Source organism: Nocardia sp. NPDC059691 (assembly GCF_042733915.1).
Lineage (GTDB): Bacteria > Actinomycetota > Actinomycetes > Mycobacteriales > Mycobacteriaceae > Nocardia > Nocardia sichangensis.
On record NZ_JBHWFB010000009.1, the window covers coordinates 246,144 to 260,466 of the forward strand.

Annotated in this window: 15 protein-coding genes; 8 read left to right on the forward strand and 7 right to left on the reverse strand. The window is 66.7% G+C overall.

Features of this window, described 5'->3' with window-relative positions; translation table 11 throughout:
* Nucleotides 1–12 precede the first annotated feature (12 nt).
* Nucleotides 13–1,071 (forward strand): GTP 3',8-cyclase MoaA, encoded by a 1,059-nt coding sequence (gene moaA, locus ACFV2O_RS21460; protein WP_379253309.1) that lies wholly within the window; start codon nucleotides 13–15, stop codon nucleotides 1,069–1,071.
* Complete coding sequence (locus tag ACFV2O_RS21465) at nucleotides 1,064–1,306, forward strand: MoaD/ThiS family protein (RefSeq protein WP_356961082.1); 243 nt, start codon at nucleotides 1,064–1,066, stop codon at nucleotides 1,304–1,306. Before moaA ends, ACFV2O_RS21465 begins: the two co-directional genes overlap by 8 nt.
* Nucleotides 1,307–1,433: 127 nt before the next feature.
* Here ACFV2O_RS21465 and nadE read toward each other — a convergent pair whose 3' ends face one another.
* Both nadE and ACFV2O_RS21475 read right to left on the reverse strand, forming a co-directional pair.
* Nucleotides 1,434–2,258 carry an ammonia-dependent NAD(+) synthetase gene (gene nadE, locus ACFV2O_RS21470; protein ID WP_379253311.1) on the reverse strand — a complete coding sequence of 275 codons (825 nt, stop codon included), beginning with the start codon at nucleotides 2,256–2,258 and terminating at the stop codon, nucleotides 1,434–1,436.
* Between the two features lie 22 nt (nucleotides 2,259–2,280).
* A complete protein-coding gene (locus ACFV2O_RS21475) occupies nucleotides 2,281–2,886 on the reverse strand; it encodes a TetR/AcrR family transcriptional regulator (protein WP_379253387.1) in 606 nt (201 codons plus the stop codon).
* A gap of 143 nt (nucleotides 2,887–3,029) precedes the next feature.
* Here ACFV2O_RS21475 and ACFV2O_RS21480 point away from each other — a divergent pair, with 143 nt between their 5' ends.
* The 5 genes from ACFV2O_RS21480 to ACFV2O_RS21500 all read left to right on the forward strand — a co-directional run bounded on the left by ACFV2O_RS21480 (nucleotide 3,030) and on the right by ACFV2O_RS21500 (nucleotide 7,904).
* Nucleotides 3,030–3,599, forward strand: coding sequence for an NAD(P)H-dependent oxidoreductase (locus ACFV2O_RS21480; protein WP_379253312.1), 570 nt, complete (start codon nucleotides 3,030–3,032; stop codon nucleotides 3,597–3,599).
* Nucleotides 3,600–3,991: 392 nt separating this feature from the next.
* Nucleotides 3,992–4,225: a glutaredoxin-like protein NrdH gene (gene nrdH, locus ACFV2O_RS21485; RefSeq protein ID WP_043729459.1), complete on the forward strand. Its 234-nt coding sequence runs from the start codon at nucleotides 3,992–3,994 to the stop codon at nucleotides 4,223–4,225.
* 67 nt (nucleotides 4,226–4,292) lie between these two features.
* Nucleotides 4,293–4,754, forward strand: a complete 462-nt coding sequence (nrdI, locus tag ACFV2O_RS21490) for a class Ib ribonucleoside-diphosphate reductase assembly flavoprotein NrdI (RefSeq protein WP_355078742.1) — start codon at nucleotides 4,293–4,295, stop codon at nucleotides 4,752–4,754.
* A 62-nt stretch (nucleotides 4,755–4,816) separates the two neighbouring features.
* Nucleotides 4,817–6,898, forward strand: coding sequence for a class 1b ribonucleoside-diphosphate reductase subunit alpha (nrdE, locus tag ACFV2O_RS21495; protein WP_355078830.1), 2,082 nt, complete (start codon nucleotides 4,817–4,819; stop codon nucleotides 6,896–6,898).
* A gap of 184 nt (nucleotides 6,899–7,082) precedes the next feature.
* Nucleotides 7,083–7,904, forward strand: coding sequence for an SAM-dependent methyltransferase (locus ACFV2O_RS21500; RefSeq protein WP_379253313.1), 822 nt, complete (start codon nucleotides 7,083–7,085; stop codon nucleotides 7,902–7,904).
* Nucleotides 7,905–8,219: 315 nt separating this feature from the next.
* Here ACFV2O_RS21500 and ACFV2O_RS21505 read toward each other — a convergent pair whose 3' ends face one another.
* Nucleotides 8,220–9,212 carry an LLM class F420-dependent oxidoreductase gene (locus ACFV2O_RS21505; protein ID WP_355078744.1) on the reverse strand — a complete coding sequence of 331 codons (993 nt, stop codon included), beginning with the start codon at nucleotides 9,210–9,212 and terminating at the stop codon, nucleotides 8,220–8,222.
* A gap of 189 nt (nucleotides 9,213–9,401) precedes the next feature.
* Between ACFV2O_RS21505 and ACFV2O_RS21510 the strand changes: the two genes are divergently transcribed.
* Nucleotides 9,402–9,950 (forward strand): hypothetical protein, encoded by a 549-nt coding sequence (locus ACFV2O_RS21510; RefSeq protein WP_379253314.1) that lies wholly within the window; start codon nucleotides 9,402–9,404, stop codon nucleotides 9,948–9,950.
* 113 nt (nucleotides 9,951–10,063) lie between these two features.
* Here ACFV2O_RS21510 and ACFV2O_RS21515 read toward each other — a convergent pair whose 3' ends face one another.
* From ACFV2O_RS21515 to ACFV2O_RS21530, 4 genes are all read right to left on the reverse strand, one after another.
* Nucleotides 10,064–11,011 carry a TauD/TfdA family dioxygenase gene (locus tag ACFV2O_RS21515; protein ID WP_355078746.1) on the reverse strand — a complete coding sequence of 316 codons (948 nt, stop codon included), beginning with the start codon at nucleotides 11,009–11,011 and terminating at the stop codon, nucleotides 10,064–10,066.
* A 170-nt stretch (nucleotides 11,012–11,181) separates the two neighbouring features.
* Nucleotides 11,182–12,072: an ABC transporter permease gene (locus ACFV2O_RS21520; RefSeq protein WP_379253315.1), complete on the reverse strand. Its 891-nt coding sequence runs from the start codon at nucleotides 12,070–12,072 to the stop codon at nucleotides 11,182–11,184.
* On the reverse strand, nucleotides 12,065–12,925 hold the full coding sequence (locus ACFV2O_RS21525; protein ID WP_379253317.1) for an ABC transporter ATP-binding protein: 861 nt from the start codon (nucleotides 12,923–12,925) through the stop codon (nucleotides 12,065–12,067). The genes ACFV2O_RS21520 and ACFV2O_RS21525 overlap by 8 nt, the downstream gene beginning before the upstream one ends.
* A complete protein-coding gene (locus ACFV2O_RS21530) occupies nucleotides 12,922–14,004 on the reverse strand; it encodes an ABC transporter substrate-binding protein (protein WP_379253318.1) in 1,083 nt (360 codons plus the stop codon). Before ACFV2O_RS21530 ends, ACFV2O_RS21525 begins: the two co-directional genes overlap by 4 nt.
* Between the last annotated feature and the right edge of the window lie 319 nt (nucleotides 14,005–14,323).

The window sequence follows — 14,323 nt, forward strand, 5'->3', positions numbered from 1 at the left end:
CATAATGGACGTGTGACTCTGGTCGAGATCGGGATTCCGGCCGTGCGTTCCGGGCGTCCCTCGCTCGCCGGCCGTCCCGACACCCCCTATTTGCTGGATCGTTTCGGACGCGTCGCCCGCGACCTACGTGTGTCCATCACCGAGAAGTGTTCGCTGCGCTGTACCTATTGCATGCCGGAGGAGGGGCTGCCGGAGATTCCCCGGCACGAACTGCTCACGGTGGACGAGATCGTCCGGCTGGTGCGCCTCGCGGTGCTGGAGCTGGGGGTGCGCGAGGTCCGCTTCACCGGGGGCGAGCCGCTGATGCGCCGCGACCTGGAACAGATCATCTCGGGCTGTCATGCCGAGGTGCCGCACATCCCGCTGGCCATGACGACCAACGGCATCGGGCTCGAGCACCGCGCGATCGGCCTCGCCGCCGCCGGTCTGCACCGGGTGAACGTCTCGCTGGACACTGTGGATCGGGCCGGTTTCGCGCGGTTGACGCGCCGCGACCGCCTCGAATCGGTGTTCGCGGGCATCCGCGCCGCCCGCGCCGCCGGGCTGGCCCCGGTGAAGGTCAACGCCGTCCTGATGCGGGAGACCCTCTCCGGCGCGCCCGATCTGCTGCGCTGGTGCCTGGACGAGGGCTGTGAGTTGCGTTTCATCGAGGAGATGCCGCTGGACGCCGACCACGAGTGGGCCCGCGCCAACATGGTCACCGCCGCCGAACTGCTCGACGTGCTCGGCGCCCGGTTCTCCCTCGACGAGGTGGGCCGCCCCGATCCGTCGGCGCCCGCGGAGAAGTGGCTGGTCGACGGCGGCCCCGGCACCGTGGGCATCATCGCCACGGTGACCAGGAAGTTCTGCGACACCTGCGACCGCACCCGGCTCACCGCGGACGGCATGCTGCGCTCCTGCCTGTTCAGCGACCAGGAATTCGACCTGCGTCAGGCACTGCGCTCCGGCGCCGACGACGAGGAGCTCGCGACGCTCTGGCGCGGTGCGATGTGGAACAAGTGGGCCGGTCACGGCATCGACGCCGAGGGCTTCGTCCCGCCGGAGCGGACGATGGGAGCCATCGGTGGTTGAGATCCGCTACTTCGCCGCGATCGCCGACGCCGTCGGCAAGGACGGCGAGACGCTCGACCTCCCGGCCGGAGCGACGGTGGCCGACCTGCGCGCGACCCTGGCGGCGGCCTACGGCCCGGACCTGGACAAGATGTTGTCGGTGTGCGCCTACCTGGTCGGTGACGAACTCACCCGAGATCCCGCGGTCGCGCTGAGCCCGCGCGTCGACGTCCTGCCACCCTTCGCGGGCGGCTAGGCGGCGCGTTCACATCCAGCGCCGCCACGACCAGCTGTGCCAGGTGTCGATGAGGTGCGCGGTTTTCGTGAGCGACGGCACGCTGCACGGCGGCGCTCCTCGCCGGACGCCGAGGTCCCCCGAAGGGCTAGCGCCACCAGGTGTCCAGCGGCGTCACCGGGACGGTGCGCTTGTGACGGGTGTTGTGGAAGATGCCCTCCAGCCGTTCGGCGACCTCGGGGGTCACCTCCTTGCCCTCCAGGTAGTCGTCGATCTCGCTGTAGCGCAGACCGAGCGCTTCCTCGTCGGGCAGGGCGGGCCGGTCGTCTTCCAGATCGGCGGTGGGCACCTTGGACCAGATGCTGGGGGGCGCGCCGAGTTCCTGGAGCAGGGCGGCGCCCTGGCGCTTGGTCAGACCGGTGAGCGGGGTCAGGTCGACGCCGCCGTCGCCGTACTTGGTGAAGAATCCGGTGACCGCCTCGGCCGCGTGGTCGGTGCCGACCACGAGCAGATTCTCCTGCCCGGCCAGCGCGTACTGGATCACCATGCGTTCGCGCGCTTTGATGTTGCCGCGCACGAAGTCACGCAGCTGGTGGACCTGCAAGGCGGACGCCGCCTCGGCGGCCGCGGCGTTCGCGCTGGGCCGGACGTTGACCACGACCTGCCGGTCGGGCCGGATGAACGTCAGGGCGGTGCGCGCGTCGGCCTCGTCGGCCTGGACGCCGTAGGGCAACCGCACGGCGAGGAAGGTCGCGTCCACGCTGTCCGCGCGCAGTTCTTCGGCCGCGAGCTGGCACAACCGGCCCGCGAGAGCGCTGTCCTGTCCGCCGCTGATGCCGAGGACGAAACCTCGTGCGGGAGTCGCGTTCAGATAGTCCTTGAGGAAATCGACCCGGCGGCGGATCTCTTCCTTCGGTTCGATCGTGGGCCGGACGCCCAATTCACTGATGATCTGTGCACGCAGGTTCCCCATGGCGCCCGAGTCTACTGGCGGCTCAGCGGGCGACGACGCGCCGAACGACGCGCTCCCAGTTGTCGCCGATCTGCTCGCGGGTGAAGCCGAGCACTTGCATCTGGTGCATGACGAGCGCCGCGCCGAGCATCGCCAGCAGCCAGTCGGCGACCAGCGCGACCTCGCCGGGCACGTCGGCCTGCCGCAACAGCATCACGACGTGCGCGCGCTGTAGTCCGTACGGCCCACCGGAATAGCGTTCGCTCGCCTCGCCGAGCTCGGCGGCGCGGTGTAGCTCGCCTGCCACCTCGATGTCCAGGAGCCGGGCCCGCCCGAAGGCGACCAGTCGTTCCACCGGGGGCGCGCCCGGTCCGAGCGGCGGCGGCCCGAAGATGAACGACTCCTGGTACTTCCGCTCTGAGTGGTCCAGCAGCGCGAGCATCAGGCCGGATCTGCTTCCGAACCGCCGGAACACCGTGCCCTTGCCGACCCCGGCGCGTTTGGCCAGCGCGTCCATGGTGAGGCTGTCGACGCCGTGCTCTCGCACCAGTTGCTGCGCCGCGTCCAGGAGCAGTTGACGGTTGCGCGCCGCGTCGGCGCGCTCGGCGGGCTCCGAGGTGCCCGGCAATGGCGTGCCGACGTCGAGCAGCCGAGGGGCGCCATCGGCCGACGCGTCCGGTGTGGGGTAGTTCACAGCGCTCACGCAGGCTCCGCGGGAAGTAATCGGACCATGGTCCGGTTAGTGTGTGGTGAACGTACGGACACCACCTCATCAGTACACCAGGAGTCGTCATGAGCCAGACCCGCATTCTCGCACTCGTCGGCAGCCTGCGCGCCGCGTCGGTCAACCGGCGGCTCGCCGAGGCCGCGGCGCACAGCGCGCCGGAGGGTGTCGAGGTCACTCTCTACGAAGGGCTCGCCGACATCCCGTTCTACAACGAGGACATCGATGTCCCCGGCTCCGTTCCCGCGCCCGCTCAGGCGCTGCGCGACGCGGTCGCCGAGGCGGACGGCCTGCTGGTGGTGACCCCGGAATACAACGGCACGCTGTCGGCGGTGCTGAAGAACGCGATCGACTGGGCTTCCCGTCCCTACGGCGCGGGAGCGATCAAGGGCAAGCCCACCGCCGTGGTGAGCGCATCGATCAGCCCGAACGCCGCCCAGTGGGCGCACGGCGACGCGGTCAAGGCGCTGGGCGTGGCGGGCGCACGGGTGGTCGAGTCCGCGCACCTGCACTTCGGGGTCATCGGCGAGCGGTTCGGCGCCACGCATCCGCGTGACGATGCCGAGGCGCTGACCCAGCTGGCCGGTACGGTGCGCGACTTGGTGGAGGCCACGCGCGGCGAATTGGCGTCGGTGTAAGCTCCTTCTCCGGTCTGAACGAGGGCCATCGCTGCGGGGCGCAGCGGTGGCCCTCTTCGTTTGCCGGAAAGTTTGCTGAAAGTAAGCTGACGCGCCAGGGAGTGATCTGCGCCACTGTTTCGTGTCGGGGGGAATCGAGCGTACTGGTACTTCTCTCGATGGAATTTCATCAATGTGACTCGCTACATGTCGTGTTGTAGGAATCTGTCGGCCACTAGGTGTAGTGTCTTCGGTACTGGAAGACGGCGAGAGACCTCACTCGGCACGAGTCGGCCACAGGTGGCTGATCAGGGGATTCGAGCTCGGATCCAGGAGTTTGCGCAGCATACGTCGGATCGTGAATTGCAACGGATCACAGGCTGTGGATCAGGCACAAGGAGAGAGGGACATCAATGACCGTCACCGTGTACACCAAGCCCGCTTGCGTCCAGTGCAACGCCACCTACAAGGCCCTCGACAAGGCCGGGGTGGACTACGAGGTCATCGACATCTCGGAGAACGACGAGGCGCGTGACTTCGTCATGGCACTCGGGTACCTGCAGGCGCCGGTCGTGGTGGCCGGGGACGATCACTGGTCGGGCTTCCGTCCCGACCGCATCAAGTCGCTCGCGACCGTGGCGGCCTGACGCTTCCACCGCTTCCGGTTCATCCGAGGGCGAGCGCTACGGCGCTCCAGAGAAGAGGAAGGCGACCATGTCGGAGACGACGGCGCTGGTCTACTTCTCCAGCGCTTCGGAGAACACGCATCGCTTCGTCGAGAAGCTGGGTCTCCCGGCGACTCGCATACCACTGCACACCGCCGACTCACTGCGCGTAGACCATCCGTACGTGCTGATCGTCCCCACCTACGGGGGCGGTCGGCACGTACTGGGGGGCGATCGTTCCGACAAGGACTTCGTGCCGAGGCAGGTCGCCAAGTTCCTCAACGACCCGCACAACCGCGCGTTGCTGCGCGGGGTGATCGCGGCGGGCAACACGAACTTCGGCGACACCTTTTGCTACGCGGGCGAGCTCATCGCACGCAAGTGCGGGGTGCCGTACCTGTATCGCTTCGAACTCATGGGAACCGCTGAGGACGTCGAGCGCGTCCGAGAGGGATTGGGATTGTTTTGGCAACAGCAACGACAGCACCGGCCGGAAAGACAGCTCGCTTAGAGCAGCCCCCGGTCCGCGGCGGCGAGGCGGGCGAGGTCCTCGACTACCACGCCCTCAACGCGATGCTGAACCTGTACGGCCCGGACGGGGAGATCCAGTTCGACAAGGACCGTGAGGCCGCCCACCAGTACTTCTTGCAACACGTCAATCAGAACACCGTCTTCTTCCACAACCTGGACGAGAAGCTGGACTACCTGATCGAGGAGAACTACTACGAGGCCGAGGTTCTCGAGCAGTACAGCCGCGCGTTCATCAAGAAGCTGTTCAAGCAGGCCTACGCCAAGAAGTTCCGGTTCCCCACCTTCCTCGGCGCGTTCAAGTACTACACCTCGTACACGCTGAAGACCTTCGACGGCAAGCGCTACCTGGAGCGGTTCGAGGACCGGGTGTGCATGGTCGCGCTCACGCTCGCCGCCGGTGACGAGGCGCTGGCGGGCCAACTGGTCGACGAGATCATCGAAGGCCGTTTCCAGCCGGCCACCCCGACCTTCCTGAACTCGGGCAAGAAGCAGCGTGGCGAGCCGGTGTCGTGCTTCCTGCTGCGCATCGAGGACAACATGGAGTCGATCGGGCGCTCGATCAACTCCGCGTTGCAGCTGTCCAAGCGCGGCGGCGGAGTGGCGCTGCTGCTGAGCAACATTCGCGAGCACGGTGCGCCGATCAAGAAGATCGAGAACCAGAGCTCGGGCGTCATCCCGATCATGAAGCTGCTCGAGGACTCGTTCTCCTACGCCAACCAGCTCGGCGCGCGGCAGGGCGCGGGCGCGGTCTACCTGCACGCGCACCACCCGGACATCTACCGGTTCCTGGACACCAAGCGGGAGAACGCGGACGAGAAGATCCGCATCAAGACGCTCTCGCTGGGCGTGGTCATCCCGGACATCACCTTCGAGCTGGCCAAGAAGAACGAGGACATGTACCTGTTCTCGCCGTACGACGTGGAACGCATCTACGGCAAGCCGTTCGCCGACATCGACGTCACCGAGAAGTACTACGAGATGGTCGACGACAAGCGCATCCGCAAGTCGAAGATCAAGGCGCGCGAGTTCTTCCAGACCATCGCCGAGTTGCAGTTCGAGTCGGGTTATCCGTACATCATGTTCGAGGACACGGTGAACCGGGCAAACCCGATCGCGGGCAAGATCACCCACTCCAACCTGTGCTCGGAGATCCTGCAGGTCTCCACGCCGTCGGAGTTCAACGACGATCTGTCCTACGCCAAGGTGGGCAAGGACATCTCCTGCAACCTCGGGTCGCTGAACATCGCCAAGACGATGGACTCACCCGATTTCGCGCAGACCATCGAGGTGGCCATCCGGGCGTTGACGGCGGTGTCGGACCAGACCCACATCTACTCGGTGCCGTCCATCGAGCAAGGCAACAACCTCTCCCACGCCATCGGCCTCGGGCAGATGAATCTGCACGGCTACCTGGCGCGCGAACGGGTCCACTACGGGTCCGAAGAGGGCATCGACTTCACCGACATCTACTTCTACACCGTGGTCTATCACGCGATCCGGGCGTCGAATCGGATCGCGATCGAGCGCGGTACGTACTTCGGCGGCTTCCCCGAATCGAAGTACGCCAGCGGTGAGTACTTCGACAAGTACACCGATCAGGTGTGGGAGCCGAAGACCGAGCGCGTCCGGCGACTGTTCGCCGACGCGGGCGTGCACATCCCGACCCAGGACGACTGGCGCGAGCTGAAGGCCTCGGTCATGGAGCACGGCATCTACAACCAGAACCTGCAGGCGGTGCCGCCGACCGGATCGATCTCCTACATCAACCACTCCACCAGCTCCATCCACCCGGTGGCGTCGAAGATCGAGATCCGCAAGGAAGGCAAGATCGGGCGCGTCTACTATCCGGCGCCCTACATGACCAACGACAACCTCGAGTACTACGAGGATGCCTACGAGATCGGCTACGAGAAGATCATCGACACCTACGCCGCGGCCACCCAGCACGTGGACCAGGGCCTGTCGCTGACGTTGTTCTTCAAGGACTCCGCCACCACCCGCGATCTCAACCGCGCCCAGATCTACGCCTGGCGCAAGGGCATCAAGACCCTCTACTACATCCGGCTGCGCCAGATGGCCCTGGAGGGAACAGAAGTCGAAGGTTGCGTCTCCTGCATGCTGTAGTTCGGTTGCGAACGGGGGCCTCCGGAAGGGGCCCTTTTTCGCATTCCGCGGCCGCTGAGATCGCGCGCTCGCCTACGCTCGAAGCGCAACCCCATCCTGCGCTCTTCCTCGCATCGCGTGCGGTAGGCCGTCAGCGCCTGGAATAGGCTGGGGCAGAAGCGATCCGGTAGTGATGGGAACGACGATGACCGATCTCGGCGGCAATGGGAAGCCGCTCAGGCCGATTCATGACGCGAGTGTGCCGAGCAGCGCTCGAATATACGACTATGTGCTGGGTGGGAAAGACCACTATCAAGTGGATCGGGACGCGGCCGAGAAAGTGATCGCGGCGTTTCCCACCACCCGGGTCGCGGCTCGGCAGAACCGGTCGTTCATGCACCGTGCGGTGAACGCGCTGACCGAGTTGGGCGTGACGCAGTTCCTCGACGTCGGCACCGGTATCCCCACCGAGCCGAATCTGCACCAGGTGGCACAGGCGCCGACGCCCGAAGCGCGGGTGGTCTACGTGGACAACGACCCGATCGTGCTGACCCATGCCCGCGCCCTGCTCACCGGCACGCCGGAGGGCCGCACCGCGTACGTCGACGCCGACCTGAAGGACCCCGCGGCGATCCTGTCCGCGCCCGAACTCCGCGAGACCCTGGACCTGGAGCGCCCGGTGGCGCTGAGCCTGGTCGCCGTGCTGCATTTCCTGACCGACGAGCAGAACCCCTACGGGATCGTCGAGACGTTGATGGATGCACTCGCGCCGGGATCGTTCCTCGTGGTCTCGCACATCACCGCCGACCTCGAACCGGAGATGATGACCGACGCCCTCAACGTGTACCGGCAGAGCGGGGTCTATGCCCAGACGCGCACGCGGGACGAATTCGCCCGGTTCTTCACCGGGTTGGAACTATTGGACCCGGGAATCGTCGTCACCAATCAATGGCGTCCGCAGGGCGAGTCGCCGTCTTGGCTCGACTCGCAGGTGAATTGCTGGAGCGCGGTCGGCCGCAAGGTGTGAGGTCGTGTTGTTCGGCAGCGCCTGCGGCGCTGCGAACGGTCGCTCGTAAGACTCGCTCCGTTGTGGTTGCGTAAGTGGTGAATCGAGCTATTGAGGGCTGGGCCGGGGTTGTGGGGACTCGGCAATGGCGGCCTTCAAAGGAAGCTGCAGTCGCTACGGCTCGGCTGTTGGCGGATATCGCCGGGGTAGGCGTCCCGACGGCTCGGCCGATGGGGACCTTCCCGAGAGGAGGAGTCGCGAGGGCTCGGGCGTAGGCGGACCTTCCCGGGGCAGGAATCACGGAGGCTCGGTGCTCGTGAGTCCTGCCCCGCGTGGTCAGCTCAGGGCCGGGAGCACTTCGCGTTCGAAGAGTTCGATGCCGGAGGTGTCGTAGGCGGCTTCGGGGAAGTTGAAGATGGCGTAGCCGAGGCCGAGATCGCGGACCCGGCGCAGGTTCTCGGCGATCTGCTCGGGGGTGCCGGTGGCGGCGCCGCTGTTGTACAGCTGCTCGAAGTAGGACTTGGCCGCGTCGGCGCCGATGACGGGCGTCAGGCGGGCTTTCAGCGCCTCCAGGCGATCCTCTACTTCGGCCTGCGTGGAACCGATGACGACATTGAAGTTGGAACTGCGGACGATCGCGTCGAAGTCGGTGCCGACGTCAGCGCAGTGCGCGCGCAGCACCTCGGACTTGTGGGTGAACTCGTCGGGATTGCCGCTGAAGTTGGTGTACTGGGCGTATTTCGCCGCGATGCGCAGCGTCTTCTTCTCGCCTCCACCAGCGATCCACAGCGGAATCCCGCCCTGCTGGAGGGGGAGTGGGCGCACGATCGCGCCGTCCACCTGGTAGTACTTGCCGTCGAGGGTGGCCGAACCGGTGGTCCACGCCTGCCGGAAGATCTGCACGCCTTCGTCGAGGCGGCCCAGCCGTTCGCCGGCGGACGGGAATCCGTAGCCGTAGGCGCGCCACTCGTGTTCGTACCAGCCACCGCCGATGCCCATCTCGACGCGTCCGCCGGAGATCAGGTCGACCGTCGCGGCCACCTTGGCCAGGTAGGCCGGGTTGCGGTAGCTGATCGCGGTACACATCTGGCCCAGGCGGATACGCGAGGTGGTCGCGGCGAACGCCGACATCAGCGACCACGCTTCGTGCGTCGCCTCCTCGGTGGGCACCGGAACGGTGTGGAAGTGGTCGTACACCCACAGCGATTCCCACACCGGGTTCGCATCGGCGCGCTGGGCGAGGTCTCGCATCACCCCCCATTGGTCCGCCGGATCGATGCCCACCAGATCGAGCCGCCAACCCTGCGGGACGAAGATGCCGAAGCGCACGAATATCTCCTTCGTGTGTACCCGAAACGGCCGCGGCGAGCGCCGCGGCCTCTATCTCACTGTTACCAGTGCGCCGCGCGCTGGCAACTGTTCGGCGCTCGACGCATCGAATTCACGCGATGTTTCCGGAAGGCTGCACCCACAGAATTCGCTGGCGGTAGGCGGGCGAATGTCGCACGCTGGAAACGTATGAACGAGGAAAGAGGACATCGGGACAAAGAAACGCAGCCTCGGCTCGGCGTCGATTTCGGCCGGGTCATCCAGGGGGCCGCTCTAGCGCCCGGGGACGAGGACACGGTGTTTCTCTCCGGCGGGCTCGAGGAGGCGCTGCGCACGCCGCCCAGCGTGGGCGCTTTCGAGGTATTGCCGCGTCTGGTCCGGCGGTTCGAGGGGCGCGCCTGGGTGATTTCCAAATGTGGCCCGCGGATCGAGCAGCGCACCCGCCAGTGGCTCGACCACCACGACTTCTATAACCGCACCGGGATCGCCCGGGAGAACGTGCGCTTCTGCCGTGCCCGGGCGGACAAGGCGGCGCACTGCGCCGAACTCGGCATCACGCACATGATCGATGATCGCGTCGACGTTCACCGTGCGCTGCGTGACGTAGTGCCGCACCGATTGCTGTTCGGCGCGCAGTCGGAGCCGGTCCCCGAGTGGGTGCGGCACGTCCCGACCTGGGAGGACGCGGAGCGGACCGTGCTGGAGACGATGGATCGGTTTCCGCAGGCGCATCTGTAGTCCGGTGCGCGGGGCCGGGCGCCGGTCTCCGGTTCGAGTGCTCCGGCTCGCGTGCGGTGACCGCACGAAATCGGCCGGGAGCTCGCGCGCCCGGCCGATCGCGTGTTCGTTCCCTACGCGCCGGTGAACTTCTCTCCGGCGACGGACTTCGACGGCTCACCGTCGACGCCGACCGGGATGTCGCCCTCGAGGGTGGTGCGGTACAGCACCCGGGTGACATCGAGGTGGTCCAGATCGCTCGGGGCGAGGTGCGCGGTGACCCGGTTGTCCCAGAACGCGATGCTGCCCTTCTGCCAGCGGAAGCGGACCGTGTAGGCGGGGTGGGTGACCTCGTCGAACAGCAGCTTCAACACCGCGTCGCTCTGGTTCGGGGTGAGCCCGACGATCCGGGTGGTGAAGCCGGGGTTGACGAACAGCGCCCGCTCACCGGTGACCGGGTGCACCCGGACGACCGGGTGCTCGGTGACCAGCGGCGCGGCCGCGACCTTCTTCGCGTAGTCGCTGTCGGAGTTCCAGGCCGGCCTGTTGCCGCCGAAGCGGTGCTCGGCGCGCAGCCCTTCGGCGAAGCGCTTGAGCGACTCGGGCAGGTTCTCGTAGGCGGCGACGAGGTTCGTCCAGCCGGTGTCGCCGCCGCGCTCCGGGGCGATCTCGGCGCGCAGGATGGAGGCCGCGGGCGGGTTGATCAGCGCGGAGACATCGGTGTGCCAGTGGTTGGTGTAGCTGTGCTTGCGCACACCGAACCGCTTCTCGTACAGCCGGCTGTCGACCGCGAGGATCTCCGGGTACTCCGTCGGCGCGTCGTCGTCGTACGGGTGCGACGGCGTGACCGCGCCGAAGCGGCGGGAGAAGGCGATCTGCTGTGCGTGATCGATGTGCTGATCGCGGAAGAACAGCACCTTGTAGGTGTGCAGCGCGTCGGTGATGGCCTCGACCTGCTGGTCGGTCAGCGACTCACGGAGATCGACGCCGGAGATCTCGGCGCCGATGTGCCCGGCGACGGGAGCGACGTGCACCGCGCCATCGGTAGCGGTCGAGACGGGGGATTCGTGTACAGCGGTCATCGGAAGAACTCATTTCGGATCAGAGGATCGGGCCGGCGGCAACCGGAGATGCGGGGTCTGCGGCAAGGCGACAAGCGCTGCCGCAGACGCGCATGAAGTCGACGACGCGACGTTTGGTCAGCGCCTGCACGACGACTGCCTTCCGAGCGCGGGGTGGGCGGGCATGGTTATCAGGCGTTCGCCGGTGCGCGCCACCGCGACAGGCGGCGTTCCAGGGCGACCAGCAGGCCGTTGAAGGCGAGGCCGAGCAGCGAGATGGCGAGGATGCCCGCGTACATGTTCGGGATCGCGAAGTTCTGCTGCGCGGCGGTGATCAGATAGCCGAGACCGGCCCTGGCTCCGAACATCTCGGCGGCCAGCAGCACGAGGATCGAGCTGGCGGCGGCCATCCGCAGGCCGGTGAAGATGGACGGCAGCGCCGCGGGCAGGATCACCTTCTGGAACAGCCGCAACGGCGAGAAACCGAGGGAGGCGGCCGATTTGACGAGCAGCGGATCGACGGTGCGCACGCCGGTGATGGTGTTCAGCAGAATCGGGAAGAAGCTCGCGTAGACGACGATGGCGACCTTCGAGGTCTCGCCGATGCCCAGGATCAGCAGGAACACCGGCAGCAACGCCAGCGCCGCGGTGTTGCGGAACAGTTCGAGAATCGGGTTCAGGAAGTCCGCGACCGGCTTGTACCAGGCGATCGCGATGCCCACCGGAATGCCGGCTACCAACGCGAGCGAGTACCCGGCCAGCGAACGGTTCAGGCTCGCGGAGATGTGGGTCCACATCTCCCCGCTCGCCACCAGGTCGGCGAACGCCTGGGCGACCACCGAGAACGGCGGCAGGAATACCTCGTCCACCAGGCCGAGGGTCGGGGCGAGCTGCCACAGCAGCAGGAACAGGGCGATGACGACGGTCGGTTTGAACGCCCGCCAGGCCAACCGGCTCACCGCGCGGATGGCTTGTGTTCCGGCGGAGGGCGCGGTCTCGGCCCTGCGCACCTGGGCAGGCCGGGCCTGCGCGGCCGCGCTCTCCCGTACCGGCCGCTCGCTCAGCTGAATGGCACTAGACATTGGCCGTCCTCTCGGTGGTGGATTCGACGTCGGCCGTGTGGTCGGACAAGGACTTCAGTTCCAGGCTCGCGGCCCGCTGGACCTCGCTGTGCAGCAGCGTCCAGATCTCGTGGCGGTAATCCCGGAAGCGTTCGGAGGAGCGGATGTCGTCGTCGGTTTCCCGGTCGATCTCGACGTCGACGATGGCCTTGATCCGGCCGGGTCGTGAGGTCAGCACGGCCACCCGCTGGCCCAGGTACACCGCCTCATCGATGCCGTGGGTGATGAACAGGACGGTCTTGCCGGTGGCACGCCAGATGCGCAACAGTTCGTCCTGCAACGACTCCCGGGTCTGCGCGTCGAGCGCGGCGAACGGCTCGTCCATCAGCAGCACCTCTGGATCGAACGCGAGACTGCGCGCGATCGCGACGCGCTGTTTCATGCCGCCGGACAGCTCGTGCGGGTAGCGGTCGCCGAAGCCGGCGAGCCCGACCAGTTCCAGATAGTGCTCGGCGAGTTCGCGGCGCGCCTTGCGGCGTAAACCCTTGGCCTCCAGTCCGAATTCGATGTTGGCCCGGGCCGTCCGCCAGGGCAGCAGCGCGTACTGCTGGAAGACGACGCCGCGATCCAGGCCGGGGCCGGTGATCGGCTTGCCGTCAAGCAGGATCTCACCGGAGCTGGGCTTGCTCAGCCCGCCGAGCAGATCCAGCAGCGTGGACTTGCCCGAACCACTCGGCCCGACCAGCACCAGGAATTCGCCCTCGCGCAGCTCCAGCGAGATGTCGTCGAGTGCGGTGAATCGCTCGCGCGAGCCGCGCACCGCGAACTGCTTGCTCACTCCGGTGAGCGACAGTTTCGTCGCCGTCGTGGTCATTTCGCGGCCACCACCTCTCCGGTCGGGCCGGCCTCCGGCTTGTACTTGCCGTTGGCGTAGGGGTTGAACTTGTTGGTGAACAGATCCGCTGCCTTCAACTTGCCGTTCGGCAGTTCGCCGTTGCGCACCAGCCAGTCGATCCAGATCTGCAGTTCCTTGTCCGCGACCACCGCGCCCGGCACCGGGATTCCGGAGCTGAGCCAGTACGGCACCAAGTTGGTGTTCTCGTTGCGGCCGCGCTTGTTGATGATCTGGGTGAACCGCTCGCGCACCTGCTCGCGGGGCGTCACCTGGAGCCAGCGGATAGCGCGTGCGGTGCCCTGCACGAAGTCCTCCACCGCTTCGGGATTCTTGGCGATGTAGTCGTTGCGGAAGACGTAGGTGCCGTAGTCGAACGTGCCGAAGATGGCTTTGTCGGTGTAGAGCGGGTGGATGCCGCCGCGCCGGAGGGCGGTGTCCCGGAAGACGCTACCCAAGGCCGCGACGTCGACCTGTCCCTTGCGCAGTGCGTCCTCGGTGTTGGCGGGCGGCACGACGATCAGTTGCACCTGCTTGATCTCGTCCTCGGTCAGGCCTTGCTGATGCAGCCACTCCCTGGTGATGAATTCGTGGTGCGCGCCGAGGGTGTTGACCGCGACCTTCTTGCCGATCAGATCGCGCGGCGAGTTGATGCCGGAATCGTCACGCACGTAGTAACCGGTGAACGACTGCTCGTCCGCGCCATAGGAACTGAGCACGGAGGTGACCTTCGCGCCGCCCGCGATCAGCTTGACCACCGCGCCGTTGAACGCGCTGCCGAACTCGACTTGGTTCGTCGCCGCGGCCTGGATATTGGCGGGGCCACTGGTGGTGTCGCCTTCCCAATGCAGGCTGACCTTGCTGAAATAGCCTAGGTCGTCGGCCAATTCGAAGGCGCTCACCTGCCCGGTGGAGCCTTGGTAGCGCAGCACGGTCTTGCCGTCCGCGGTCTTGGCGGGTGCGGACTCGCCGCAGCCGGTGAGCACGGACAGCCCGGTGAGCACCGCTACGGCGGCGGAGAGAGCGCGGGCGACGCGCCGGGACGAGGGGGGGAAAGGCATTGTTGTTCTTTCGAAGACGAGAAGACGCCGTGCGATTCGACGCTCGGCGTCCGGAGACACCACAGCGGGAGCGATGCGGCGGTGGACGACCGTGCGGGTTCCGGTCGGAAACGAGGGCCGCGTTGCCTCAGCGGCAACAGATTCCGTGCGGAACGCGCATGAAGTCGACCGCGCGACGGCGGATCAGGGCGGTGGCTGTCGACACTTCGAAACTTTCGTGAGCTGTACTGGTGCCTGCGGGCGCCGATGTTTCGGCACTTGCCTGGCAAACACTGTCCCGGTTCCCAAGCATGGGAGCAACAGTTCGACGCCGACTGCG

What these genes read in the sequence shown, in the direction of transcription:
- nadE (WP_379253311.1), bottom strand. Translation starts at nt 2,258, where the DNA reads ATGGGGAACCTGCGTGCACAGATCATCAGTGAATTGGGCGTCCGGCCC.
- ACFV2O_RS21480 (WP_379253312.1), top strand. Translation starts at nt 3,030, where the DNA reads ATGAGCCAGACCCGCATTCTCGCACTCGTCGGCAGCCTGCGCGCCGCG.
- nrdH (WP_043729459.1), top strand. Translation starts at nt 3,992, where the DNA reads ATGACCGTCACCGTGTACACCAAGCCCGCTTGCGTCCAGTGCAACGCC.
- nrdI (WP_355078742.1), top strand. Translation starts at nt 4,293, where the DNA reads ATGTCGGAGACGACGGCGCTGGTCTACTTCTCCAGCGCTTCGGAGAAC.
- nrdE (WP_355078830.1), top strand. Translation starts at nt 4,817, where the DNA reads ATGCTGAACCTGTACGGCCCGGACGGGGAGATCCAGTTCGACAAGGAC.
- ACFV2O_RS21500 (WP_379253313.1), top strand. Translation starts at nt 7,083, where the DNA reads ATGACCGATCTCGGCGGCAATGGGAAGCCGCTCAGGCCGATTCATGAC.
- ACFV2O_RS21510 (WP_379253314.1), top strand. Translation starts at nt 9,402, where the DNA reads ATGAACGAGGAAAGAGGACATCGGGACAAAGAAACGCAGCCTCGGCTC.
- ACFV2O_RS21515 (WP_355078746.1), bottom strand. Translation starts at nt 11,011, where the DNA reads ATGACCGCTGTACACGAATCCCCCGTCTCGACCGCTACCGATGGCGCG.
- ACFV2O_RS21520 (WP_379253315.1), bottom strand. Translation starts at nt 12,072, where the DNA reads ATGTCTAGTGCCATTCAGCTGAGCGAGCGGCCGGTACGGGAGAGCGCG.
- ACFV2O_RS21525 (WP_379253317.1), bottom strand. Translation starts at nt 12,925, where the DNA reads ATGACCACGACGGCGACGAAACTGTCGCTCACCGGAGTGAGCAAGCAG.
- ACFV2O_RS21530 (WP_379253318.1), bottom strand. Translation starts at nt 14,004, where the DNA reads ATGCCTTTCCCCCCCTCGTCCCGGCGCGTCGCCCGCGCTCTCTCCGCC.